This window comes from Rhodoblastus sp. 17X3 (assembly GCF_030056575.1).
Classification (GTDB): Bacteria; Pseudomonadota; Alphaproteobacteria; order Rhizobiales; family Beijerinckiaceae; genus Rhodoblastus.
Genome location: NZ_JASHHX010000002.1, coordinates 1 through 18,681 on the forward strand (window position 1 = coordinate 1; position 18,681 = coordinate 18,681).

The window sequence follows — 18,681 nt, forward strand, 5'->3', positions numbered from 1 at the left end:
ATAATCAGGCTGGATGCGCCGGCGCAGGGGTCTTCCCGGCGCCGGTCCGCCAAGGGATGCAATCAATGAACGGCCAAAACATCCGTATCCGCCTCAAGGCGTTCGATCATCGGATTCTCGATACCTCGACGAAAGAAATCGTCTCCACTGCCAAGCGCACCGGCGCCCAGGTTCGTGGCCCGATTCCGTTGCCGACCCGGATCGAGAAATTCACGGTGAACCGCTCGCCCCACGTCGACAAGAAGTCGCGCGAACAGTTCGAAATCCGCACCCACAAGCGGGTTCTCGATATCGTCGATCCCACCCCCCAGACTGTCGATGCTTTGATGAAGCTTGACCTTGCGGCGGGCGTGGACGTCGAGATCAAGCTCTAATCTGGTTCTGAGACGTTTTGATAACGTCTCTCGGCGCCTCTTCCCGGTGAACATTACCGAGTGAACGCGCCTTTATGGGAAAGAAACAATGCGGTCAGGCGTCATCGCACAGAAGGTCGGCATGACCCGCGTCTTCACGGACAGCGGCGAACATGTTCCGGTCACGGTATTGAAACTCGACGGCGTTCAGGTCGTCGCGCATCGCACGCTTGAGAAGAACGGCTATACCGCCGTTCAGCTCGGCATCGGCCGCGCGAAGGTCAAGAACGTCTCCAAGGCCGAACGCGGACGCTTCGCCGTCGCGAATGTCGAGCCGAAGCTGAAGCTCGCCGAATTCCGCGTCGCGGAAGACGACCTGCTGCCGATCGGCGCCGAAATCACCGCGGATCATTTCGTCGTCGGGCAGTTCGTCGACGTCACCGGCACGACGCTCGGCAAGGGCTTCGCCGGCCCGATGAAGCGCTGGAACTTCGGCGGCCTCCGCGCCTCGCACGGCGTGTCGCTGTCGCATCGTTCGCACGGTTCGACGGGCGGCCGTCAGGATCCGGGCAAGACCTTCAAGAACAAGAAGATGGCCGGCCACATGGGCACGGATCGCGTGACCACGCAGAACCTGCGCGTCGTACAGCTCGATGTCGAGCGCGGCCTGGTTCTGGTCGAGGGTTCGGTTCCGGGCCACGCCGGCAACTGGATCTTCATCCGCGACGCGGTGAAAAAGGCCCTTCCAGCCGACGCCCCCAAGCCTGGCAAGTTCCGTCTGGCCGAAGAAGCCGCCCCGCCGGCGGTTGAAACCCAAGCTTCGGCCGCGGCCGAAACACCTTCTTCGGAGGCCTGAGCCGTGAAGATCGACATCACCTCCTTCGACGGCGCCGCCGTCGGCTCCGTGGACCTCTCGGACGACATCTTCGGCCTGGAGCCCCGCGAGGACCTCATTCATCGCATGGTGCGCTATCAGCTCGCCAAGCGCCGCGCCGGCACGCACGCGGTCAAGAACCGCGCGGAAATCGCCCGCACTGGCAAGAAGATGTACAAGCAGAAGGGCACCGGTTCCGCCCGTCACGGCTCGGCCCGCGTGCCGCAGTTCCGCGGCGGCGGTCGCGCCTTCGGTCCGGTTGTGCGCTCCCATGCGCATGACCTGCCCAAGAAGGTCCGCGCCCTGGCGCTGAAGCACGCTCTTTCGGCGAAGGCCAAGGACGGCGCGATCGTGGTTTGGGACGCGGCCAACGCCTCCGAGCCCAAGACCGCCGCGCTCAAGGCCAATTTCGCCCGGATCGGCCTGAAGAACGCGCTGATCATCGACGGCGCCGAGGTCCAGGCGAATTTCGCTCTGGCCGCGCGCAACATTCCACAGATCGATGTCCTGCCGATTCAGGGCATCAACGTCTATGACATTCTCCGCCGTGAAAAGCTGGTGCTGACCAAGGCGGCGATCGATGCGCTGGAGGCGCGCTTCAAATGAGCCAGGATCCGCGCCACTACGACGTCATCGTCGCGCCGGTCATCACCGAAAAGGCGACGATCGCGTCCGAGCAGAACAAATTCGTGTTCAAGGTTCGTCCGGACGCGACCAAGCATCAGATCAAGACCGCCATCGAGCGCCTGTTCGATGTGAAGGTCGAGGCTGTGAACACTCTGGTCCGCAAGGGCAAGAAGAAGGTCTTCAAGGGAACGCGCGGCGTGCGTTCCGACGTGAAGAGCGCGGTTGTGACTCTGGCCGAGGGCCAGAAAATCGACGTCACCACCGGGCTCTGAGCTGGAAGTAAGGAAACAGGCAGATGGCGCTTAAAACGTTCAAGCCGATCACGCCGAGCCTTCGCCAGCTCGTGATCGTCGACCGCGGCGAGCTCTACAAGGGCAAGCCCGTCAAGAAGCTGACGGAGGGTCAATCCTCCGCTGGCGGACGCAACAACACTGGCCGCGTCACCGTCCGCTTCCGCGGCGGCGGCCACAAGCAGGCGTATCGCATCATCGACTTCAAGCGTCGCAAGGAAGGCGTCGCCAAGGTCGAGCGCATCGAATACGATCCGAACCGCACGTCCTTCATCGCCCTGATCACCTATGGCGATGGCGAGCAGTCCTACATCATTGCGCCGCAGCGGCTTGCCGCTGGCGACTCGGTGGTGGCCGGGCCTCAGGTCGACGTCAAGCCTGGCAACGCGATGCCGCTGGCCGCGATCCCGGTCGGCACGATCGTCCACAATGTCGAGCTGAAGATCGGCAAGGGCGGCGCTATCGCCCGCTCCGCCGGCTCCTACGCTCAGATTGTGGGCCGCGACCAGGGTTACGTGATCCTGCGCCTCAATTCGGGCGAACAGCGCCTCGTGCATGGCCAGTGCTATGCTTCGGTCGGCGCGGTTTCCAACCCGGACCACATGAACACCACGATCGGCAAGGCCGGTCGCCAGCGTTGGCTGGGCTGGCGTCCGCATAACCGCGGCGTCGTCATGAACCCTGTCGATCACCCGCACGGCGGCGGCGAAGGCCGTACTTCGGGCGGCCGCCACCCGGTCACCCCGTGGGGCAAGCCGACCAAGGGCAAGAAGACCCGGTCCAACAAGTTCACCACCAAATTCATTGTGACTTCGCGTCACAAGGCCAAGAAGAAGGGCTGACCTCATGTCGCGCTCGATTTGGAAGGGTCCGTTTATCGACGGCTACCTCCTCAAAAAGGCGGAGGTGGCTCAGTCCGCCAAGCGCTCCGAGGTCATCAAGACCTGGAGCCGCCGCTCCACCATCCTGCCGCAGTTCGTCGGCCTCACCTTCGGCGTCTACAACGGCCACAAGCATGTGCCGGTGCAGGTTACCGAGGACATGATCGGTCACAAGTTTGGCGAATTCTCGCCGACCCGGACCTTCCATGGCCACGCGGCCGACAAGAAGGCGAAGAGGGGCTGATATGTCTCAGGAAAAGAATGCCCGCGCGCTCAAGGACAACGAGGCCAAGGCCGTCTGCCGCATGATCCGCGTCAGCCCGCAGAAGCTGAACCTCGTCGCCCAGCTCATTCGCGGCAAGAAGGTCGATCGCGCGCTCGCCGACCTGACCTTCTCGCACAAGCGCATCGCCGCCGACGTCAAGAAGACGCTCGAAAGCGCGATCGCGAATGCGGAAAACAATCATAGCCTGGACGTGGACGATCTCGTCGTCGCCGAAGCCTTCGTCGGCAAGGCGCTGGTGATGAAGCGCTTCCACGCCCGCGCTCGCGGCCGCGCCGGCCGGGTCGAGAAGCCTTTCTCGAACCTGACCATCGTGGTGCGCGAAGTCGAAGCCGCGTCTGCGAAGGCCTGAGGAGAGAACGATGGGACAGAAAGTTAATCCGATCGGTCTTCGTCTGGGCGTCAACCGGACGTGGGACTCGCGCTGGTTCGCCAACAAGGGCGAATACGGCAAGCTTCTTCACGAAGACTTCGCCATCCGCGAAGTGCTGATGAAGGCGCTGAAGCAGGCGGCGGTGTCGAAGATCGTCATCGAGCGCCCGCACAAGAAGTGCCGCGTCACCGTTCATTCCGCCCGTCCGGGCGTCGTGATCGGCAAGAAGGGCGCAGACATCGACAAGATCCGCAAGCTGGTCTCCAAGCTGACCGCCAGCGAAGTCGCGATCAACATCGTCGAAGTCCGCAAGCCGGAAATCGACGCGACCCTGGTGGCCGATTCGATCGCCCAGCAGCTTGAGCGCCGCGTGGCGTTCCGCCGCGCCATGAAGCGCGCCGTGCAGTCGGCCATGCGTCTCGGCGCCGAAGGCATCCGCATCAACTGCTCCGGCCGCCTCGGCGGCGCGGAAATCGCCCGTCTCGAATGGTATCGCGAAGGCCGCGTGCCATTGCACACCCTGCGCGCCGACGTCGATTACGGCGTGGCCACGGCCCACACGGCCTATGGCACCTGCGGCATCAAGGTGTGGATCTTCAAGGGCGAGATCCTGGAGCACGATCCCATGGCGCAGGAGCGCCGCGCCAATGAAGTCGGCGGAGATCATTCGCACGATCGCCGGCGCGAGCGTCGCGAGCCCCGCGAACCCCGCGAACCGCGCGGCGCGCGCTGAACCGAGCTTGAGAGTTTGAAAAATGCTGCAACCCAAGCGCACAAAATTCCGCAAGGCCTTTAAAGGCCGCATCAAGGGCGTGGCCAAGGGCGGCTTCGAGCTCGCTTTCGGCCAGTACGGCCTGAAGGCGCTCGAACCGGAGCGCGTCACCGCCCGCCAGATTGAAGCCGCGCGTCGCGCCATGACCCGTCACATGAAGCGTGCGGGCCGTGTCTGGATCCGCGTTTTCCCCGACGTTCCGGTGTCGGCCAAGCCGACCGAAGTGCGTATGGGTAAAGGCAAGGGCTCGCCGGAGTTCTGGGCGGCGCGCGTCGCCCCCGGCCGCATCATGTTCGAGATCGACGGCGTACCGCAGAACATCGCGCGCGAGGCGTTCACGCTCGCCGCGGCGAAGCTGCCGATCAAGACCCGTTTCATCGAACGCATCGCAGAATAAGAGGACGGCATGAAAGAGAAACAGCGCCTGTCCGACTTGAAAGCCATGTCGGACGATCAGCTCAACGACGAATTGCTCAAGCTCAAGAAAGAGCAGTTCAACCTGCGTTTCCAGCGCGCCACCGGCCAGCTCGAGAACAGCTCGCGCGTCCGGATCGTGCGCCGCGAGGTCGCCCGGATCAAGACGGTCGCCGCGCAAAAGCGCGCCGACGCCAAGAAGTAAGGTTTTCCCATGCCGAAGAGAATTCTCCAGGGCGTCGTCGTCAGCGACAAGCAGGAAAAAACCGTGGTGGTGAAGGTGGAGCGTCGCTTCACTCATCCGCTGCTGAAGAAAACCGTCCGCCGCACCAAGAACTATCACGCGCATGATGAAGCGGGTGATTTCAAGGTCGGCGACGTTGTCTCCATCGAGGAGACCCGTCCGATTTCGAAATTGAAGCGTTGGATCGTCGTGAAAGACGAAACCAAGGCTTGATTTTTGGGTCGAAATGAACGAGGAAGCGCGCTCGCTTCCTTCAGGCGTAGTCCCTACGGAAATGATTCCGGACGGAAACCGATCTGAGATGAAAGGCTCGAAGCCATGATTCAGATGCAGAGCAACCTCGACGTCGCCGATAATTCCGGCGCACGCCGTGTGATGTGCATCAAGGTGCTTGGCGGCTCCAAGCGCAAATATGCAGGCGTTGGCGATATTATCGTTGTGTCCGTCAAGGAAGCCATTCCGCGCGGACGCGTGAAGAAGGGCGATGTGATGAAGGCGGTCGTCGTTCGCACCGCCAAGGACATCAAGCGCGCGGACGGCTCCGTGATTCGTTTCGACACGAATGCGGCCGTTCTCATCAACAATCAGAAAGAACCCGTGGGCACCCGCATCTTCGGACCGGTTCCGCGCGAACTTCGCGCCAAGAACCACATGAAGATCATCTCGCTCGCTCCGGAGGTGTTGTAATGGCCGCGAAGATCAAGAAGGGCGACAAAGTCGTCGTACTCGCTGGCCGTGACAAGGGTCGCAAGGGCGAAGTCACGTTGGTGAATCCGAAGGAAGGCAAGGCCCTCGTGTCCGGCGTCAATCTGGTGAAGCGTCACCAGAAGCAGACCCAGACCCAGGAAGGCGGCATCATTTCCAAGGAAGCCCCTATCCAGTTGTCGAACCTGGCGATTGCCGATCCGAAGGACGGCAAGGCTACCCGCGTCGGCTTTAAGATTCTCGACGATGGCCGCAAGGTCCGCGTCGCCAAGCGTTCTGGAGAATTGATCGATGGCTGAGGCCAAGACCCCCAAGAAGGGCGCCGACAAGGCCCCCAAGAGCAAGGGCTCCGAGAGCGTCGCCGCCGCAGGCGCTGTTTCCGCGATCCCGGAGGGCTATGTCGCGCGCATGCGGCAGCACTATGACGAAGTGGTGCGCCCGAAGCTGATCGAGGAGTTCGGCTACAAGAACCCGCTCGAAGTTCCCGCGATCGAGAAGATCGTGCTGAACATGGGCGTGGGCGAAGCTGTAAACGACACCAAGAAGGTGACGGTCGCCGCCGCCGATCTCGCTCTCATCGCTGGCCAGAAGCCTGTGATCACGCGCGCCCGCAACGCCATTTCGACGTTCAAGGTTCGCGAAAACATGCCGATCGGCGCCAAGGTGACTCTGCGCAAGACCCGCATGTATGAATTCCTCGACCGTCTTGTTACGGTCGCGCTGCCGCGCGTAAGAGATTTCCGCGGCCTGAATCCGAAGTCGTTCGATGGTCGCGGCAATTTCGCCATGGGCATCAAGGAGCACCTGGTGTTCCCGGAAATCGACTACGACAAGGTCGACACGGTTCTTGGCATGGACGTCATCGTCTGCACGACCGCCAAGACCGACGACGAGGCTCGCGCATTGCTGCGCGCGTTCAACTTCCCGTTCCGGCAGTGAGGCTCGTCCTCAGACGCGGAGACCAGAGGTAACACATGGCCAAGAAAAGTTCGATTGAGAACAACAAGAAGCGGGCCAAGCTCGCGGAGCTGAAGGCTCCCAAGCGCGCCCGTCTGCGCGCGCTTGCGAAGGATCGGTCGCTGAGCGTTGAAGAGCGCTTCGAGGCGACCCTGAAGCTCGCCGAGATGCCGCGCAATTCGTGCATCAATCGCGTGCGCAACCGCTGCGAGGTGACGGGTCGTCCGCGCGCCTATAACCGCAAGCTGAAGATGTCGCGTATCGCATTGCGCGAACTGGGCTCCAAGGGTTTGATCCCGGGCCTGGTGAAGTCGAGCTGGTAAGGAGACCGTCATGGCGATCAATGATCCTGTGGGCGATCTGCTCACCCGTATTCGCAACGCCCAGATGCGCCGCAAGTCGTCGGTTTCGACGCCTGGCTCGCGCCTGCGCGCCCATGTCCTCGACGTGCTCAAGGACGAAGGCTATATCCGTGGCTATAGCGTCACGGAATTCGGCAACGGCCGCACCGATTTCGAAATCGAGCTGAAATATTTCGACGGTCAGCCGGTCATCCGCGAAATCAACCGCGTCTCGAAGCCCGGCCGCCGCGTTTACGCGGCTGTTGACGCCATCCCGCGCGTCGCCAACGGTCTTGGCATCGCGATCATCTCGACCCCGAAGGGCGTTCTCGCCGATCATGCGGCGCGCGACGCCAATGTCGGCGGCGAAGTCCTCGCCACGGTCTTCTGATTGAGACGAGAAGGAGAAAACCATGTCTCGTATCGGTAAGAAGCCCGTTGCGGTCCCGGCCGGCGTCACCGCCAAGGTCGAAGGCCAGAAGGTGACCGTCAAGGGCGCCAAGGGCGAATTGTTCTTCGTCGTCCATGACGACGTCAATGTCGAAATGAATGACAATCAGATCAAGGTGGACCCCCGCTTTGAAACCAAGCGCGCCCGCGCGCTTTGGGGCACGGCCCGGGCCCAGATCAACAATCTGGTGATCGGCGTGACGCAGGGCTTCGAAAAGAAGCTCGAAATCACGGGCGTCGGCTACAAGGCGGCTGTTGCGGGCAAGAGCCTGCAGTTGTCGCTCGGCTACAGCCACGACATCAATTATCCCATCCCGGCCGGCATCGCGATCGTGACGCCCAAGCCGACCGAAATCACCATTTCCGGCATCGACAAGAAGCAGGTTGGCCAGGTGGCCGCCGAAATCCGCGACTATCGCGGACCCGAGCCCTACAAGGGCAAGGGCGTCAAATATGCCGGCGAATTTATCTTCCGCAAGGAAGGCAAGAAGAAGTAAGGAACCCGCGTCATGGCTCAGGACAAATCCTCCGAAAGCCGCCGCAAGGCGCGCGTTCGCCGTACTCTCCGCGCTCGCGCCTATGGCAAGCCCCGGTTGTCGGTCTTCCGTTCGTCGAAGCAGATCTACGCCCAGATCATCGACGATCAGAATGGCGTCACCTTGGCTTCGGCTTCGACCCTGGAAAAGGACAACCGCGAAGCTCTCAAGAGCGGCGCGAACATCGAAGCCGCGAAGACGATCGGCAAGTTGATCGCCGAGCGCGCTGTCGCCGCTGGCGTCAAGGAAGTCGTGTTCGATCGCGGCGCCTATATGTACCACGGCCGCGTCAAGGCTCTGGCCGATGGCGCGCGCGAGGGCGGACTGCAATTCTAATCGGCGGAGTCTCCGCCGATTGAAACCCTCAACTCCGACCCGGACCGCCTTGTGCGTTCCGGGTTTGGGTTTTGAGGAAATCGCCAACTCCCCGGGCATGTCGAGTCTTCGGCGGGGGAGGCGGCCAATAACCCCAGCGAGCGGGCGCCTTCGGGGCGTTCCGCGCAAGTGACGGAAGAACAAATGGCTCGTGAAGGTGAAGGCGGTCGCGGTCGCGATCGCAAGGAAGAAGAGCGCGACAGCGAATTCGTGGACCGTCTGGTTCACATCAATCGCGTCGCCAAAGTCGTCAAGGGCGGCCGTCGCTTCGGCTTCGCCGCGCTTGTTGTCGTCGGCGACCAGAAGGGTCGCGTCGGCTTCGGTCACGGCAAGGCGCGCGAAGTGCCGGAAGCCATCCGCAAGGCGACCGAATCCGCCAAGCGCGGCCTGATCCGCGTTCCGCTGCGCGAGGGCCGCACCCTGCATCATGACGTGAACGGCCGCCATGGCGCGGGCCGAGTCATTCTGCGCGCGGCTCCGGCGGGCACCGGCATCATCGCCGGCGGTCCCATGCGCGCCGTGTTCGAGACGCTCGGCGTCCACGACGTCGTCGCCAAGTCGCAGGGATCGTCCAATCCCTACAACATGATTCGCGCCACGTTCGACGCGCTGAAGGCCGAGGATTCGCCCCGCGCCGTCGCCGCTCGCCGCGGTCTGAAGGTGTCCGTGCTGCAGTCTCGTCGCCCCGGCGGCGAAGACGGTACAGCTGAAGGCTGAGGGAGGAGCGATCCATGACTGAAGCCAAGACCATCACGGTCGTTCAGACCAAGAGCCCGATCGGCCGTCCGGCCGAGCAGCGTCAGACGCTGGTCGGCCTGAAGCTCAACAAGATCGGCCGCAAGGCGGTGTTGCAAGACACGCCCGCCATTCGCGGCATGATCGCAAAAGTCGCGCATCTTCTGCGCGTCGAAGCCTGAGGGGAGCGACGCACATGAAGCTCAACGGCATTTCCGACAATCCCGGCTCGTCCAAGAACCGCATGCGCGTTGGTCGCGGCATCGGCTCTGGCAAGGGCAAGACCGGCGGCCGCGGCGTCAAGGGTCAGAAGGCCCGCACCGGCGTCGCCATCAAGGGCTTCGAAGGCGGCCAGATGCCCCTGCATCGCCGTCTGCCGAAGCGCGGCTTCTGGAATCCCTTCTCTGTGGATTACAATGAAGTCAATCTCGGCCGCATTCAGCAGGCCGTCGAAGCGGGCAAGCTCGACGTCACTGCTCCGGTGACGCTCGAATCCCTGATCGCCGCTGGCGTGGTCACAAAGGCCCGTGACGGTATCAAGATTCTGGGCCAGGGCGAGCTGACCGCCAAGCTGACCTTTGAGGTCGCCGCTGCGTCGAAATCGGCGGTTGCGGCCATCGAGAAGGCTGGCGGCGCCGTCAAGCTGCTGGCGGTCGTGGAAGCGGCTCCGAGCGCCTGAAGCGCTGGCGCTTGAGGAAAATTCACGGCGAAACGTCAAAAGGGCGTGATTTTGCCGTGACGAATGATTAACACGGGGCGGCGGACCAACAGTCTCCGCCCCGTTTTTTTACCTTTGTGCCGCGCGGCGTCCGCGCAAGTCTCGTGCGGCGTTCGCGCATCCTGGAGCGACAGACATGGCCTCGGCAGCTGAACAGCTTGCGGCTAACATCAATTTCGCCTCCTTCGGCAAGGCCGAGGAACTCAAGAAGCGGATCTGGTTCACCCTCGGGGCGCTGATCGTCTATCGCCTTGGAACCTATATTCCGCTGCCGGGCATCGACCCCGCCGCCTTCGCCGCCAATTTCCATGGCAAGCAGCAGGGCGTGCTCGAACTGTTCAACATGTTCGCGGGCGGCGCCGTGCAGCGCATGGCCATCTTCGCGCTGAACATCATGCCCTACATTTCGGCCTCGATCATCGTCCAGTTGATGAGCTCGGTCATTCCTTCGCTCGAACAGCTGAAGAAGGAAGGCGAGCAGGGCCGCAAGGTCATGAACCAGTATACCCGCTACCTGACCGTGGTGATCGCTGCGTTCCAGGCCTATGGCATCGCGGTCGGTCTTGAGGGGCAGCCCAATGTCGTCAGCGATCCTGGCTGGTTCTTCCGCATTTCGACCGTTCTGACGCTGATGGGTGGCACCCTGTTCCTGATGTGGCTCGGCGAGCAGATCACTTCGCGCGGCATCGGCAACGGCTCTTCGCTCATCATTTTCGCGGGCATCGTGGCGGCGTTCCCGTCGGCGGTCGCCAATACGCTGGAGCTGTCGCGCCAGGGCGCGATTTCGCCGCTGGTTCTGATGGGCCTGCTCGTGATGTCCTTCGGCGTCATCGCCTTCATCGTCTTCATGGAGCGCGCCCAGCGCCGGCTGCTGATCACCTATCCCAAACGCCAGCAGGGCAATCGGGTCTATGAGGGCCAGACGTCATTCCTGCCGCTGAAGCTGAACACGGCGGGCGTGATTCCGCCGATCTTCGCCTCGTCGCTGCTGCTGCTGCCGACGACGATCGCCAATTTCTCGGAGAACGGCGGCGCAGGCGGCGTGCTGGGCTTCCTGGCCACCTACCTCGGCCATGGCCGTCCGGCCTATATCGCCCTTTATGTGGCGCTGATCGTGTTCTTCGCCTTCTTCTATACGGCGATTGTGTTCGATCCGGTGGAGACGGCGGAAAACCTCAAGAAGCACGGCGGCTTCATTCCGGGCGTGCGCCCGGGCGAGCGCACCGCGCAATTCATCGATCACGTCCTGACCCGCATCACGGTTCTCGGCGCCGCCTATCTGGCGATCATCTGCCTCCTACCCGAAATGCTCATTTCCCAATTTGCGCTTCCGTTCTATTTCGGCGGAACGTCCCTGTTGATCGTCGTGAGCGTCACCATGGACACGGTGGCGCAGATTCACGGCCATCTGCAGGCGCAGCAATATGAGGGCCTGGTCAAAAAGGCCAAACTCAGGGGGAAAAAGAAATGAGGCTGATTCTGCTCGGACCGCCTGGCGCCGGCAAAGGCACGCAATCCGCGCGCCTTGAACAGAAATACGGCATCCCGCAGCTTTCGACCGGCGACATGCTGCGTGCGGCGGTCAAGGCGGGCACCCCGGTCGGCCTCCAAGCCAAGGCGGTGATGGACGCGGGCGGGCTGGTCTCGGATGATATCGTCGTCGGCATCATCGCCGCGCGAATCGAAGAGGCGGATTGCGCCAAGGGCTTCATCCTTGACGGCTTCCCGCGCACCGTGGCGCAGGCCAAGTCGCTGGACGCGATGCTGAAGTCGAAGCACAAGGAGCTCGACGCGGTGATCGAACTGGTCGTGGACGACCAGATCCTGCTGTCGCGCATCGAGGGCCGCGCCCGCGAAACCGTCGCTGCGGGCGGCACGGTCCGCGCGGACGACAATCCGGACGCGTTCAAGAAGCGCCTGGAGCAATATCACCAGCTCACCGCGCCGGTTTCGGATTATTACCGTTCGGTCGGCGAGCTTCGCACGGTCGACGGCATGGCCGCCATCGACGCCGTGACCGCCGAGATCGATTCGGTTCTCGGGAAATAATCTTCGGCGAAGGTTGACGCCGAGGCGCGCCCGTTCTAAGGGAACGCTTTCCAAACACGCTCCGGCTTGCAAAGGGCTGGAGCGTGGTTTTTTGCATAGCCCGCATGGGCCGGCCTCCACCGGACGCGGGACCACCCAGGCCTCATGGCCCGATATGGAGAATGAAGAATGGCTCGTATAGCCGGCGTCAATATTCCGACCAACAAGCGCGTCGTCATCGCGCTGCAATACATCCACGGCATCGGCGCCAAGAAGGCCGAAGAGATTTGCGAAAAGGTCAGCATTCCGGCCGAACGCCGCGTCAACCAGCTGACCGACGCCGAAGTGCTTCAGATCCGCGAAACGATCGACCGCGACTATCTCGTGGAAGGCGACCTGCGCCGCGAAGTCGCGATGAACATCAAGCGCCTGATGGACCTGGGTTGCTATCGCGGTCTGCGTCATCGTCGCCAGCTGCCGGTTCGCGGCCAGCGCACGCACACCAACGCCCGCACCCGCAAGGGCAAGGCGAAGCCGATCGCCGGCAAGAAGAAGTAAGAAACTTTCGGGTCAGCGCTTTGCCCGGTTCGCTTCGCGAGCCGGGCGTTTGCCGCATCCCGCCCGACTTCCCATTCGCTCTGGTCCGGCTTTGGCCGGCGCAAGCGAGATCATAGGGCCAGATTGGCCCGCCAACCCGAGCGCCTGGCATTACGGGCGCGCCAGAAGGACTGAAATATGGCCAAGGACAACACCCGCGTTCGCCGCAGGGAACGCAAGAACATCGCCTCCGGCGTCGCGCACGTGCATTCGTCGTTCAACAACACGATGATCACGATCGCCGACGCCCAGGGCAACACCATTTCCTGGTCCTCCGCGGGCACCATGGGCTTCAAGGGCTCGCGCAAGTCCACGCCTTACGCTGCGCAGATGGCCGCTGAAGACGCCGCCCGCAAGGCTGCGGAACACGGCATGCGCACCGTCGAAGTCGAGGTTTCCGGCCCTGGTTCGGGTCGTGAATCGGCGCTTCGCGCCCTTCAGGCGGCGGGCTTCACCGTCACCTCGATCCGCGACGTGACCCCGATTCCGCACAACGGCTGCCGTCCGCGCAAGCGCCGCCGCGTGTGATTTTACCTGAAATGCCGCGCGCGGCTTCGACGGAAGCCGCGCGCGTTTTCCTGTTATGCGGCGCTGGCGCCAGGGTCGACGGACCGATATGCCCAGCCGCCGAAGGAAGAGGTCGAAAATGATTCAGAAGAATTGGCAGGAACTGATCAAGCCGAACAAGCTGCATGTCATCCCCGGCGAAGACCCCAAGCGGGTCGCGACCGTGGTGGCGGAGCCGCTTGAGCGTGGCTTCGGCCTGACGCTCGGCAACGCCCTGCGCCGCATTCTGCTGTCGTCGCTGCAAGGCGCCGCCATCACCTCCGTCCATATCGACGGCGTGCTGCACGAGTTTTCCTCGATCCCCGGCGTGCGCGAGGACATCACCGACATCGTCCTCAACATCAAGGACGTCGCTATCAAGATGCATGGCGACGGCCCGAAGCGCATGACCTTGAAGAAACAGGGTCCGGGCGTGGTCTATGCCGGCGATATCGGCGTGACCGGTGACATCGCGGTCCTGAACCCGACGCTGGCGCTCTGCACCCTCGACGAGGGCGCGGAAATCCGCATGGAATTCACGGTCAACACCGGCAAGGGCTATGTCCCGGCGGACCGCAACCGCGCCGAAGACGCTCCGATCGGCCTGATCCCGGTCGATTCGATCTATTCGCCGGTCAAGAAGGTCTCCTACCGGATCGAGCCGACCCGCGAGGGCCAGGTGCTCGATTACGACAAGCTGACCCTGCAGGTCGAGACCAACGGCTCGCTGACGCCGGAAGACGCCGTGGCCTTCGCCGCGCGCATCCTCCAGGACCAGCTCAATGTCTTCGTCAATTTCGAAGAGCCCAAGCGCGAAGAGCATACGCCGTCGATCCCCGAACTGGCGTTCAACCCGGCGCTGCTCAAGAAGGTCGACGAGCTGGAGTTGTCCGTCCGTTCGGCGAACTGCCTGAAGAACGACAACATCGTCTATATCGGCGATCTCATCCAGAAGACCGAAGCCGAAATGCTGCGCACGCCGAATTTCGGCCGCAAGTCCTTGAACGAAATCAAGGAAGTGCTGGCGCAGATGGGCCTGCATCTCGGCATGGAAGTCACCGGCTGGCCGCCGGAAAACATCGACGAACTCGCGAAGCGGTTCGAAGAGCATTATTGATTTTCTCCCGGCCCGAAAGGACCGGGCTCAACGCCCAAAAAGGGCAAAGCACTGAACGGCCGTACCGTGGCGCGGCGGCCGTAACCAATATGGAGAGCCAAAATGTATCACGGTCGTTCCAAGCGGCGTTTCAACCGCACAGCCGAGCATCGCAAGGCGATGTTCGCCAATATGTCCCAGGCGCTCATCAAGCATGAGCAGATCGTCACGACCCTGCCCAAGGCCAAGGATCTGCGTCCGGTGGTCGAGAAGCTGGTGACGCTCGGCAAGCGCGGCGACCTGCACGCCCGCCGCCAGGCCATCGCCCAGATCAAGGACGTCGTGCTCGTCAAAAAGCTGTTCGACGTGCTCGCGCCCCGCTACAAGGAGCGCAACGGCGGCTATACCCGCGTCCTGAAGGCCGGCTTTCGTTATGGCGACAACGCCGCCATGGCGGTGATCGAATTCGTCGATCGCGACGTCACCGCCAAGGGCAAGGACTCCGGTCCGGTAGAGGTCGCCGAAGCGGCTGAATAAGGCGCGCGATCATTCCTCTCGAAGGGCGGCCCTCTGGCCGCCCTTTTTCATTGCCGGTCCCGCGCCTATATTCCCGCCAAGGAACATCGGGGAATCGCATGGCGCAGAAACGATCGCACTTGGTCCACGCCCTTTTGGCGTCTCTTGGATTTGGCGTAGGCCTCTCCTTCGCCTTTGCGGCGCCGACGCAGGCGCAAGATGCGCGCGTCGTTCCGCAATCGAAGGCCCAGGTGACGCTCAGCTTCGCGCCGGTGGTGAAGAAGGCCGCGCCTGCGGTGGTCAATGTCTATGCGCAGCGGGTGGAAAAATTGCCGGCGCGCAATCCCCTGTTCGACGACCCGGTCTTTCAGCGCTTTTTCGGGGGCGGCCAGCGGCCCGGCGGTCCGGCGGCGCGTTCGCTAGGCTCGGGTGTTATCGTCGATCCCACGGGCCTTGTCGTGACCAATAATCACGTGATCGACAACATGACCGACGTCAAGGTCGCGCTGCTGGACCGGCGCGAGTTGCCGGCTGAGGTGCTGCTGCGCGACCCGCGCAGCGATCTCGCCATCCTGCGCATCAAGGGCGGCGGCGAGGCCTTCCCGGTTTTGGAGATGGGCGATTCCGACGCCATCGAGGTTGGCGACCTCGCGCTCGCCATCGGCGATCCCTTTGGCGTCGGCCAGACCGTGACGCAGGGTATTGTCTCGGCCGTGGCGCGCACCGAGATCGGCATTGCGGATTACGGTTTCTTCATCCAGACCGACGCCGCGATCAATCCGGGCAATTCCGGCGGCGCGTTGGTGGATATGGAAGGGCGGCTGATCGGGATCAATTCGGCGATCTTTTCGCAATCGGGCGGCTCGGTCGGGATCGGCTTCGCGATCCCGGTCAATATGGTGAAAAGCGTGGTCGCGGCGGCCAAGGCGGGCGGCAAGGAGGTGCGGCGACCCTGGCTCGGCGCGAATCTGCAGAGCCTTTCGCGCGATCTGGCAGATTCGCTCGGCCTCGATCGTCCCAATGGCGCGCTGGTGGCGGAAGTGGACCCGCGCGGTCCGGCGGCGGAGGGCGGTCTGAAGCGCGGCGACGTCATCATCGCCGTGGATGGCAAGGAGGTCACGGACGCCGGCGGCGTCGGCTACCGCCTCGGCGCGAAGCCGACGGGCGGCGTCGCATCCCTGTCCATCCGCCGCGATGGCAAGCAGGCCGTGGTGCCGCTCAAATTGACCGCCGCGCCCGAGCGCCCGCCGCGCGACCTGGTGAAGATCGAGGGCGCCTCGCCTCTGGCCGGCGCCAGCGTGGTCAATCTTTCGCCCGCGACGATCGAGGAATTCTCGATCGCCAACGGGCAGGAAGGGGTCGCGGTGATCAGCGTCGAGGAGAACACCGCCGCCGCCATGGTCGGCTTCCAGAAGGGCGATATCGTCCTGACGCTCAATGGCGAAAAGATCCAGACCACGCGCGATCTGGCGCGCGTCACCGGCCAGCGTCCCTATGTGTGGAAGCTCACGATCAATCGCGGCGGGCAGGTCATCACCAGCGTGATCGGGGGCTGAGGCGTCGGGCGGCTCGGCGGTGCGTGGACACGCGCGGGTCTGTTCGGCAATGGATGCCGGACGGCGGGCCAGTTTGGAATCTTGCCGCCACGGGAAATGCCGATCGTTGCGCTGGGCGGACAAGAAGATCGCCTTTCGCGACGCGGCAGCGCAGGCTACGTTCGCCCATCTGAACGCCATTGGCTCCGGTTCCGCTGCGCTCGCCCCGGCCAGCGTGTTCCGACTCGAACTGGTGCGCGATCCCTGGCAGATCAAGGGTCATATCTTCGTCGCTTCGGCCTGTCCGTTGTTGGAGAGGACCGGCGAATTGTTGCCGAGCAGGCGCCTGGCCAGAATGCGTTGAGGCCTTATACCGTTTCTCCTTGGCCGCGACTCATCGCGGTCAAGGAATCTTTCGCGCAAGCCGAAAGAGCGTCGGAAGACGCCCGTCTTGCGACCGGCTATTGGGCGCAGTCGCGCCTAACCAAGCCTCGCAGGTTCTCACCTGTGAGGCTTGGTATTAGAATGCCAGACTTTTTTTGAGGACCGCTCAATGCGCAAGGCGTTCCAGAGAATCCTGACTTTTCACTGGCTCACGACCTTTTTGCTGATGGGCGTGTTTTCCTTTCTCGGCGCGTTGGCCTCGGTCAATATTTTCGTGATGCTGGACGCGAATGTCCGCTTCCTCTCGGCCCATGGCGCGATGGCGGTGATGGAAGGCGCGCTGACCCAACTCGGCCAGCTGCTGGCGTCCGGCCTTTTTGCGCTCGCCATGTATCTGGGCTTCAAGGCCTGCGAGCGCGTGCTGGTGGAGAAAATCCTCGAAAAATGATCAGGCGGGCCGGCGCAGGTCGAACAGGGCGCCGATGGTCGCGTAATCGCCGGGATAGCCGCAACGCAGGAGCGGCTGGGCGGCGACGAGATCGAACTTGCCGTCGTGGAGAAAGGCGGGGTCGATATGGACGCCGACCACCTGGCTGACGGTATCAAACATCAGTCCTCGCCGTGCATGCGCTGGAGCAGGGTCTGGACGCCGAGGTTGTCGCCCGTCGACATAGCGCAGATGCGCGAAAGCGCCACATAGCTCAGGCCGGTTTCCCGCGTCCAGACATTGAACGCTTCCTGCGCCGCCGCCAGATCGCGTTTCGACGTCGCCTGTTCCGATATTTCGACGCCGGACTCGCGCAAGGCGGCCAGCACGTCGCGGGTGAGGATGAAGGCGTCCCAGCCGATGAATCGCAAAAAATACTGGCCGGTCATGCCGCCGAGCCGCGCGCCGTTTTTTGCGAGAAAGGCGAGCAGGCCGATCTCGTCCCCTGCGGGCCAGTCGGCGAGCAGGCGCCCGAAGGAGCCGCGCTCCGCCTCCACGCGGCAGACAAAGGCGGCGTTGTGGCGGACGGCGGCGATCTTTGCGCGATGGCGGACGACGCGCGTATCGCTCGCCAGCCGCTCCCAGAATTCATCCGGCTCGAAGGCGAGCCGTTGCGGCTGGAAGCCCAGAAACGCCTCTTCGAAGCCAGGCCATTTCTGGTCGATCACCCGCCAGACGAAGCCGGCACAGAAAATTCGTCGGGTCATGCCGGCGAGGATGCGGTCGTCGGGCGTCCCCGCCAGATCGGCGTTGGAGACGAGCGCCGGCAGCAATTCGGCCAGCGCGCCCGCGCCGCCCTTGCGTTGTTCGGCGCGCGCGCGAATGGCGGCGAAGCCCGTGGCCATGTTCACGCCCGCGCTTTGACGCTCTTGGCGGTCTGGCCGAACAGGACCTTTTTCGCCTCCTCCGTCATTGGCGCGGTCGGGCGGATCTTCTCGCCGATCTCATAGGCCTTCACGACCGCCGGACGGGCGCGGATGGCGTTGAACCAACGGCGCAGGTGCGGAAAATCATCGAGATTCTGCTGCTGGTTTTTCCACGGGACGATCCAGGGATAGCTGGCCATGTCGGCGATGGAAAAAGCGCCGGCGACGAAGCCGCCCGAATGCTCGGTCGTGGCGAGCTGGCGGTCGAGCACGCCATAGAGCCGGTTGGTCTCGTTTACATAGCGGTCGATGGCGTAGGGAATTTTCTCCGGCGCATAGGATACGAAATGGTGATTCTGCCCGGCCATCGGGCCGAGTCCGCCTATTTGCCAGAACAGCCATTGCAGCGCGGCATATTTTTCGCGGATGGCGGAAGGCAGGAACTTGCCGGTCTTTTCGGCCAGATATTCGAGAATGGCGCCGGATTCGAAAATTGAAATCGGGGCGCCGCCGTCGGCGGGAGCGTGGTCGATGATCGCTGGCATACGGTTGTTTGGCGCGATTTTCAGGAAATCGGGCTTGAACTGGTCGCCGGCGCCAATGTCGATCGGTCGGATCTCATAGGGCAGACCGGCTTCTTCGAGGAAAATCGTGATCTTGTGGCCATTGGGCGTGGGCCAGTAAAATAGTTCGATCAT

At 63.0% G+C, this 18,681-nt stretch carries 33 protein-coding genes; 30 read left to right on the top strand and 3 right to left on the bottom strand.

Translation table 11 applies throughout. The features are described 5' to 3' along the window. Window positions 1-65 precede the first annotated feature (65 nt). The 30 genes from rpsJ (at window position 66) to QM467_RS02790 (ending at window position 17,078) form a co-directional block, all read left to right on the top strand. Window positions 66-374, top strand: coding sequence for a 30S ribosomal protein S10 (gene rpsJ / locus QM467_RS02645; RefSeq protein WP_085773755.1), 309 nt, complete (start codon window positions 66-68; stop codon window positions 372-374). 88 nt (window positions 375-462) lie between these two features. Continuing rightward, on the top strand, window positions 463-1,209 hold the full coding sequence (gene rplC, locus QM467_RS02650) for a 50S ribosomal protein L3 (protein WP_283364748.1): 747 nt from the start codon (window positions 463-465) through the stop codon (window positions 1,207-1,209). 3 nt (window positions 1,210-1,212) lie between these two features. Then, window positions 1,213-1,833, top strand: coding sequence for a 50S ribosomal protein L4 (gene rplD, locus QM467_RS02655; RefSeq protein ID WP_283364749.1), 621 nt, complete (start codon window positions 1,213-1,215; stop codon window positions 1,831-1,833). Next, entirely contained in the window at window positions 1,830-2,126 is a 297-nt protein-coding gene (locus QM467_RS02660) for a 50S ribosomal protein L23 (RefSeq protein WP_283364750.1), read from the top strand. The genes rplD and QM467_RS02660 overlap by 4 nt, the downstream gene beginning before the upstream one ends. 23 nt (window positions 2,127-2,149) lie before the next feature. Then, the gene (gene rplB / locus QM467_RS02665) at window positions 2,150-2,986 is read left to right on the top strand and encodes a 50S ribosomal protein L2 (protein ID WP_283364751.1); all 837 of its coding nucleotides are present in this window, start codon (window positions 2,150-2,152) and stop codon (window positions 2,984-2,986) included. 4 nt (window positions 2,987-2,990) lie between these two features. Continuing rightward, window positions 2,991-3,269 carry a 30S ribosomal protein S19 gene (gene rpsS / locus QM467_RS02670; protein ID WP_283364752.1) on the top strand — a complete coding sequence of 93 codons (279 nt, stop codon included), beginning with the start codon at window positions 2,991-2,993 and terminating at the stop codon, window positions 3,267-3,269. A 1-nt stretch (window position 3,270) separates the two neighbouring features. Beyond that, complete coding sequence (rplV, locus tag QM467_RS02675) at window positions 3,271-3,660, top strand: 50S ribosomal protein L22 (protein ID WP_283364753.1); 390 nt, start codon at window positions 3,271-3,273, stop codon at window positions 3,658-3,660. A gap of 10 nt (window positions 3,661-3,670) precedes the next feature. After that, window positions 3,671-4,414 (top strand): 30S ribosomal protein S3, encoded by a 744-nt coding sequence (rpsC, locus tag QM467_RS02680; RefSeq protein WP_283364754.1) that lies wholly within the window; start codon window positions 3,671-3,673, stop codon window positions 4,412-4,414. Between the two features lie 22 nt (window positions 4,415-4,436). Beyond that, window positions 4,437-4,850 (top strand): 50S ribosomal protein L16, encoded by a 414-nt coding sequence (rplP, locus tag QM467_RS02685; RefSeq protein WP_283364755.1) that lies wholly within the window; start codon window positions 4,437-4,439, stop codon window positions 4,848-4,850. A gap of 9 nt (window positions 4,851-4,859) precedes the next feature. Further along, window positions 4,860-5,072, top strand: coding sequence for a 50S ribosomal protein L29 (gene rpmC, locus QM467_RS02690; protein WP_283364756.1), 213 nt, complete (start codon window positions 4,860-4,862; stop codon window positions 5,070-5,072). 9 nt (window positions 5,073-5,081) lie between these two features. Continuing rightward, window positions 5,082-5,324 (top strand): 30S ribosomal protein S17, encoded by a 243-nt coding sequence (gene rpsQ / locus QM467_RS02695; RefSeq protein ID WP_283364757.1) that lies wholly within the window; start codon window positions 5,082-5,084, stop codon window positions 5,322-5,324. 105 nt (window positions 5,325-5,429) lie between these two features. After that, the gene (gene rplN, locus QM467_RS02700; RefSeq protein ID WP_283364758.1) at window positions 5,430-5,798 is read left to right on the top strand and encodes a 50S ribosomal protein L14; all 369 of its coding nucleotides are present in this window, start codon (window positions 5,430-5,432) and stop codon (window positions 5,796-5,798) included. Beyond that, window positions 5,798-6,115: a 50S ribosomal protein L24 gene (rplX, locus tag QM467_RS02705; protein WP_283364759.1), complete on the top strand. Its 318-nt coding sequence runs from the start codon at window positions 5,798-5,800 to the stop codon at window positions 6,113-6,115. Before rplN ends, rplX begins: the two co-directional genes overlap by 1 nt. Further along, the gene (gene rplE / locus QM467_RS02710; RefSeq protein ID WP_446737722.1) at window positions 6,108-6,755 is read left to right on the top strand and encodes a 50S ribosomal protein L5; all 648 of its coding nucleotides are present in this window, start codon (window positions 6,108-6,110) and stop codon (window positions 6,753-6,755) included. Before rplX ends, rplE begins: the two co-directional genes overlap by 8 nt. A gap of 35 nt (window positions 6,756-6,790) precedes the next feature. Further along, window positions 6,791-7,096, top strand: coding sequence for a 30S ribosomal protein S14 (gene rpsN, locus QM467_RS02715; protein WP_283364760.1), 306 nt, complete (start codon window positions 6,791-6,793; stop codon window positions 7,094-7,096). Window positions 7,097-7,106: 10 nt separating this feature from the next. Then, window positions 7,107-7,505, top strand: a complete 399-nt coding sequence (gene rpsH / locus QM467_RS02720; protein ID WP_283364761.1) for a 30S ribosomal protein S8 — start codon at window positions 7,107-7,109, stop codon at window positions 7,503-7,505. Between the two features lie 22 nt (window positions 7,506-7,527). Beyond that, window positions 7,528-8,061: a 50S ribosomal protein L6 gene (gene rplF / locus QM467_RS02725; RefSeq protein WP_283364762.1), complete on the top strand. Its 534-nt coding sequence runs from the start codon at window positions 7,528-7,530 to the stop codon at window positions 8,059-8,061. 12 nt (window positions 8,062-8,073) lie between these two features. Beyond that, window positions 8,074-8,436 carry a 50S ribosomal protein L18 gene (gene rplR, locus QM467_RS02730; protein ID WP_283364763.1) on the top strand — a complete coding sequence of 121 codons (363 nt, stop codon included), beginning with the start codon at window positions 8,074-8,076 and terminating at the stop codon, window positions 8,434-8,436. 183 nt (window positions 8,437-8,619) lie between these two features. After that, entirely contained in the window at window positions 8,620-9,192 is a 573-nt protein-coding gene (gene rpsE, locus QM467_RS02735) for a 30S ribosomal protein S5 (protein ID WP_283364764.1), read from the top strand. A 14-nt stretch (window positions 9,193-9,206) separates the two neighbouring features. Next, window positions 9,207-9,392 (top strand): 50S ribosomal protein L30, encoded by a 186-nt coding sequence (gene rpmD / locus QM467_RS02740; protein WP_283364765.1) that lies wholly within the window; start codon window positions 9,207-9,209, stop codon window positions 9,390-9,392. Between the two features lie 14 nt (window positions 9,393-9,406). Further along, window positions 9,407-9,889 carry a 50S ribosomal protein L15 gene (gene rplO, locus QM467_RS02745; RefSeq protein ID WP_283364766.1) on the top strand — a complete coding sequence of 161 codons (483 nt, stop codon included), beginning with the start codon at window positions 9,407-9,409 and terminating at the stop codon, window positions 9,887-9,889. Between the two features lie 175 nt (window positions 9,890-10,064). Beyond that, window positions 10,065-11,399, top strand: a complete 1,335-nt coding sequence (secY, locus tag QM467_RS02750) for a preprotein translocase subunit SecY (protein WP_283364767.1) — start codon at window positions 10,065-10,067, stop codon at window positions 11,397-11,399. Then, a complete protein-coding gene (locus QM467_RS02755; RefSeq protein WP_283364768.1) occupies window positions 11,396-11,977 on the top strand; it encodes an adenylate kinase in 582 nt (193 codons plus the stop codon). The genes secY and QM467_RS02755 overlap by 4 nt, the downstream gene beginning before the upstream one ends. A 168-nt stretch (window positions 11,978-12,145) precedes the next feature. Then, window positions 12,146-12,514 (top strand): 30S ribosomal protein S13, encoded by a 369-nt coding sequence (gene rpsM / locus QM467_RS02760; protein ID WP_283364769.1) that lies wholly within the window; start codon window positions 12,146-12,148, stop codon window positions 12,512-12,514. Window positions 12,515-12,691: 177 nt separating this feature from the next. Further along, window positions 12,692-13,081: a 30S ribosomal protein S11 gene (gene rpsK, locus QM467_RS02765; protein ID WP_184429257.1), complete on the top strand. Its 390-nt coding sequence runs from the start codon at window positions 12,692-12,694 to the stop codon at window positions 13,079-13,081. Window positions 13,082-13,199: 118 nt separating this feature from the next. Beyond that, on the top strand, window positions 13,200-14,216 hold the full coding sequence (locus QM467_RS02770) for a DNA-directed RNA polymerase subunit alpha (protein ID WP_283364770.1): 1,017 nt from the start codon (window positions 13,200-13,202) through the stop codon (window positions 14,214-14,216). Window positions 14,217-14,318: 102 nt separating this feature from the next. Beyond that, on the top strand, window positions 14,319-14,732 hold the full coding sequence (gene rplQ / locus QM467_RS02775) for a 50S ribosomal protein L17 (protein ID WP_283364771.1): 414 nt from the start codon (window positions 14,319-14,321) through the stop codon (window positions 14,730-14,732). 98 nt (window positions 14,733-14,830) lie between these two features. Then, window positions 14,831-16,267, top strand: coding sequence for a Do family serine endopeptidase (locus tag QM467_RS02780; RefSeq protein WP_283364772.1), 1,437 nt, complete (start codon window positions 14,831-14,833; stop codon window positions 16,265-16,267). 106 nt (window positions 16,268-16,373) lie between these two features. Beyond that, window positions 16,374-16,610: a hypothetical protein gene (locus QM467_RS02785; RefSeq protein ID WP_283364773.1), complete on the top strand. Its 237-nt coding sequence runs from the start codon at window positions 16,374-16,376 to the stop codon at window positions 16,608-16,610. 189 nt (window positions 16,611-16,799) lie between these two features. Beyond that, a complete protein-coding gene (locus QM467_RS02790) occupies window positions 16,800-17,078 on the top strand; it encodes a hypothetical protein (protein WP_283364774.1) in 279 nt (92 codons plus the stop codon). Here QM467_RS02790 and QM467_RS02795 read toward each other — a convergent pair whose 3' ends face one another. Genes QM467_RS02795 through QM467_RS02805 form a run of 3 tightly spaced genes read right to left on the bottom strand, consistent with a single transcriptional unit; the run spans window position 17,079 to window position 18,681 of the window. Further along, window positions 17,079-17,240: a hypothetical protein gene (locus tag QM467_RS02795; RefSeq protein ID WP_283364775.1), complete on the bottom strand. Its 162-nt coding sequence runs from the start codon at window positions 17,238-17,240 to the stop codon at window positions 17,079-17,081. Beyond that, entirely contained in the window at window positions 17,240-17,962 is a 723-nt protein-coding gene (locus QM467_RS02800; protein ID WP_283364776.1) for a DNA-3-methyladenine glycosylase I, read from the bottom strand. The genes QM467_RS02795 and QM467_RS02800 overlap by 1 nt, the downstream gene beginning before the upstream one ends. Window positions 17,963-17,964: 2 nt before the next feature. Next, window positions 17,965-18,681, bottom strand: a complete 717-nt coding sequence (locus QM467_RS02805; protein WP_283364777.1) for a glutathione S-transferase N-terminal domain-containing protein — start codon at window positions 18,679-18,681, stop codon at window positions 17,965-17,967.

Excerpts from the sequence above, each read along its gene's own strand:
- rplV (WP_283364753.1), top strand. The coding sequence starts at position 3,271 with ATGTCTCAGGAAAAGAATGCCCGCGCGCTCAAGGACAACGAGGCCAAG.
- rpsK (WP_184429257.1), top strand. The coding sequence starts at position 12,692 with ATGGCCAAGGACAACACCCGCGTTCGCCGCAGGGAACGCAAGAACATC.
- QM467_RS02805 (WP_283364777.1), bottom strand. The coding sequence starts at position 18,681 with ATGATCGAACTATTTTACTGGCCCACGCCCAATGGCCACAAGATCACG.
- QM467_RS02800 (WP_283364776.1), bottom strand. The coding sequence starts at position 17,962 with ATGGCCACGGGCTTCGCCGCCATTCGCGCGCGCGCCGAACAACGCAAG.
- rpsQ (WP_283364757.1), top strand. The coding sequence starts at position 5,082 with ATGCCGAAGAGAATTCTCCAGGGCGTCGTCGTCAGCGACAAGCAGGAA.
- rplE (WP_446737722.1), top strand. The coding sequence starts at position 6,108 with ATGGCTGAGGCCAAGACCCCCAAGAAGGGCGCCGACAAGGCCCCCAAG.
- secY (WP_283364767.1), top strand. The coding sequence starts at position 10,065 with ATGGCCTCGGCAGCTGAACAGCTTGCGGCTAACATCAATTTCGCCTCC.
- rpsJ (WP_085773755.1), top strand. The coding sequence starts at position 66 with ATGAACGGCCAAAACATCCGTATCCGCCTCAAGGCGTTCGATCATCGG.
- rplO (WP_283364766.1), top strand. The coding sequence starts at position 9,407 with ATGAAGCTCAACGGCATTTCCGACAATCCCGGCTCGTCCAAGAACCGC.
- rpmD (WP_283364765.1), top strand. The coding sequence starts at position 9,207 with ATGACTGAAGCCAAGACCATCACGGTCGTTCAGACCAAGAGCCCGATC.
- rpsM (WP_283364769.1), top strand. The coding sequence starts at position 12,146 with ATGGCTCGTATAGCCGGCGTCAATATTCCGACCAACAAGCGCGTCGTC.
- rpsC (WP_283364754.1), top strand. The coding sequence starts at position 3,671 with ATGGGACAGAAAGTTAATCCGATCGGTCTTCGTCTGGGCGTCAACCGG.
- rpsN (WP_283364760.1), top strand. The coding sequence starts at position 6,791 with ATGGCCAAGAAAAGTTCGATTGAGAACAACAAGAAGCGGGCCAAGCTC.
- rpsS (WP_283364752.1), top strand. The coding sequence starts at position 2,991 with ATGTCGCGCTCGATTTGGAAGGGTCCGTTTATCGACGGCTACCTCCTC.
- rplP (WP_283364755.1), top strand. The coding sequence starts at position 4,437 with ATGCTGCAACCCAAGCGCACAAAATTCCGCAAGGCCTTTAAAGGCCGC.
- rplQ (WP_283364771.1), top strand. The coding sequence starts at position 14,319 with ATGTATCACGGTCGTTCCAAGCGGCGTTTCAACCGCACAGCCGAGCAT.
- QM467_RS02755 (WP_283364768.1), top strand. The coding sequence starts at position 11,396 with ATGAGGCTGATTCTGCTCGGACCGCCTGGCGCCGGCAAAGGCACGCAA.
- QM467_RS02770 (WP_283364770.1), top strand. The coding sequence starts at position 13,200 with ATGATTCAGAAGAATTGGCAGGAACTGATCAAGCCGAACAAGCTGCAT.
- QM467_RS02780 (WP_283364772.1), top strand. The coding sequence starts at position 14,831 with ATGGCGCAGAAACGATCGCACTTGGTCCACGCCCTTTTGGCGTCTCTT.
- rpsE (WP_283364764.1), top strand. The coding sequence starts at position 8,620 with ATGGCTCGTGAAGGTGAAGGCGGTCGCGGTCGCGATCGCAAGGAAGAA.
- rpsH (WP_283364761.1), top strand. The coding sequence starts at position 7,107 with ATGGCGATCAATGATCCTGTGGGCGATCTGCTCACCCGTATTCGCAAC.
- rplF (WP_283364762.1), top strand. The coding sequence starts at position 7,528 with ATGTCTCGTATCGGTAAGAAGCCCGTTGCGGTCCCGGCCGGCGTCACC.
- QM467_RS02795 (WP_283364775.1), bottom strand. The coding sequence starts at position 17,240 with ATGTTTGATACCGTCAGCCAGGTGGTCGGCGTCCATATCGACCCCGCC.
- rplB (WP_283364751.1), top strand. The coding sequence starts at position 2,150 with ATGGCGCTTAAAACGTTCAAGCCGATCACGCCGAGCCTTCGCCAGCTC.
- rplN (WP_283364758.1), top strand. The coding sequence starts at position 5,430 with ATGATTCAGATGCAGAGCAACCTCGACGTCGCCGATAATTCCGGCGCA.
- rplR (WP_283364763.1), top strand. The coding sequence starts at position 8,074 with ATGGCTCAGGACAAATCCTCCGAAAGCCGCCGCAAGGCGCGCGTTCGC.
- rplX (WP_283364759.1), top strand. The coding sequence starts at position 5,798 with ATGGCCGCGAAGATCAAGAAGGGCGACAAAGTCGTCGTACTCGCTGGC.
- rpmC (WP_283364756.1), top strand. The coding sequence starts at position 4,860 with ATGAAAGAGAAACAGCGCCTGTCCGACTTGAAAGCCATGTCGGACGAT.
- rplC (WP_283364748.1), top strand. The coding sequence starts at position 463 with ATGCGGTCAGGCGTCATCGCACAGAAGGTCGGCATGACCCGCGTCTTC.
- QM467_RS02790 (WP_283364774.1), top strand. The coding sequence starts at position 16,800 with ATGCGCAAGGCGTTCCAGAGAATCCTGACTTTTCACTGGCTCACGACC.
- QM467_RS02660 (WP_283364750.1), top strand. The coding sequence starts at position 1,830 with ATGAGCCAGGATCCGCGCCACTACGACGTCATCGTCGCGCCGGTCATC.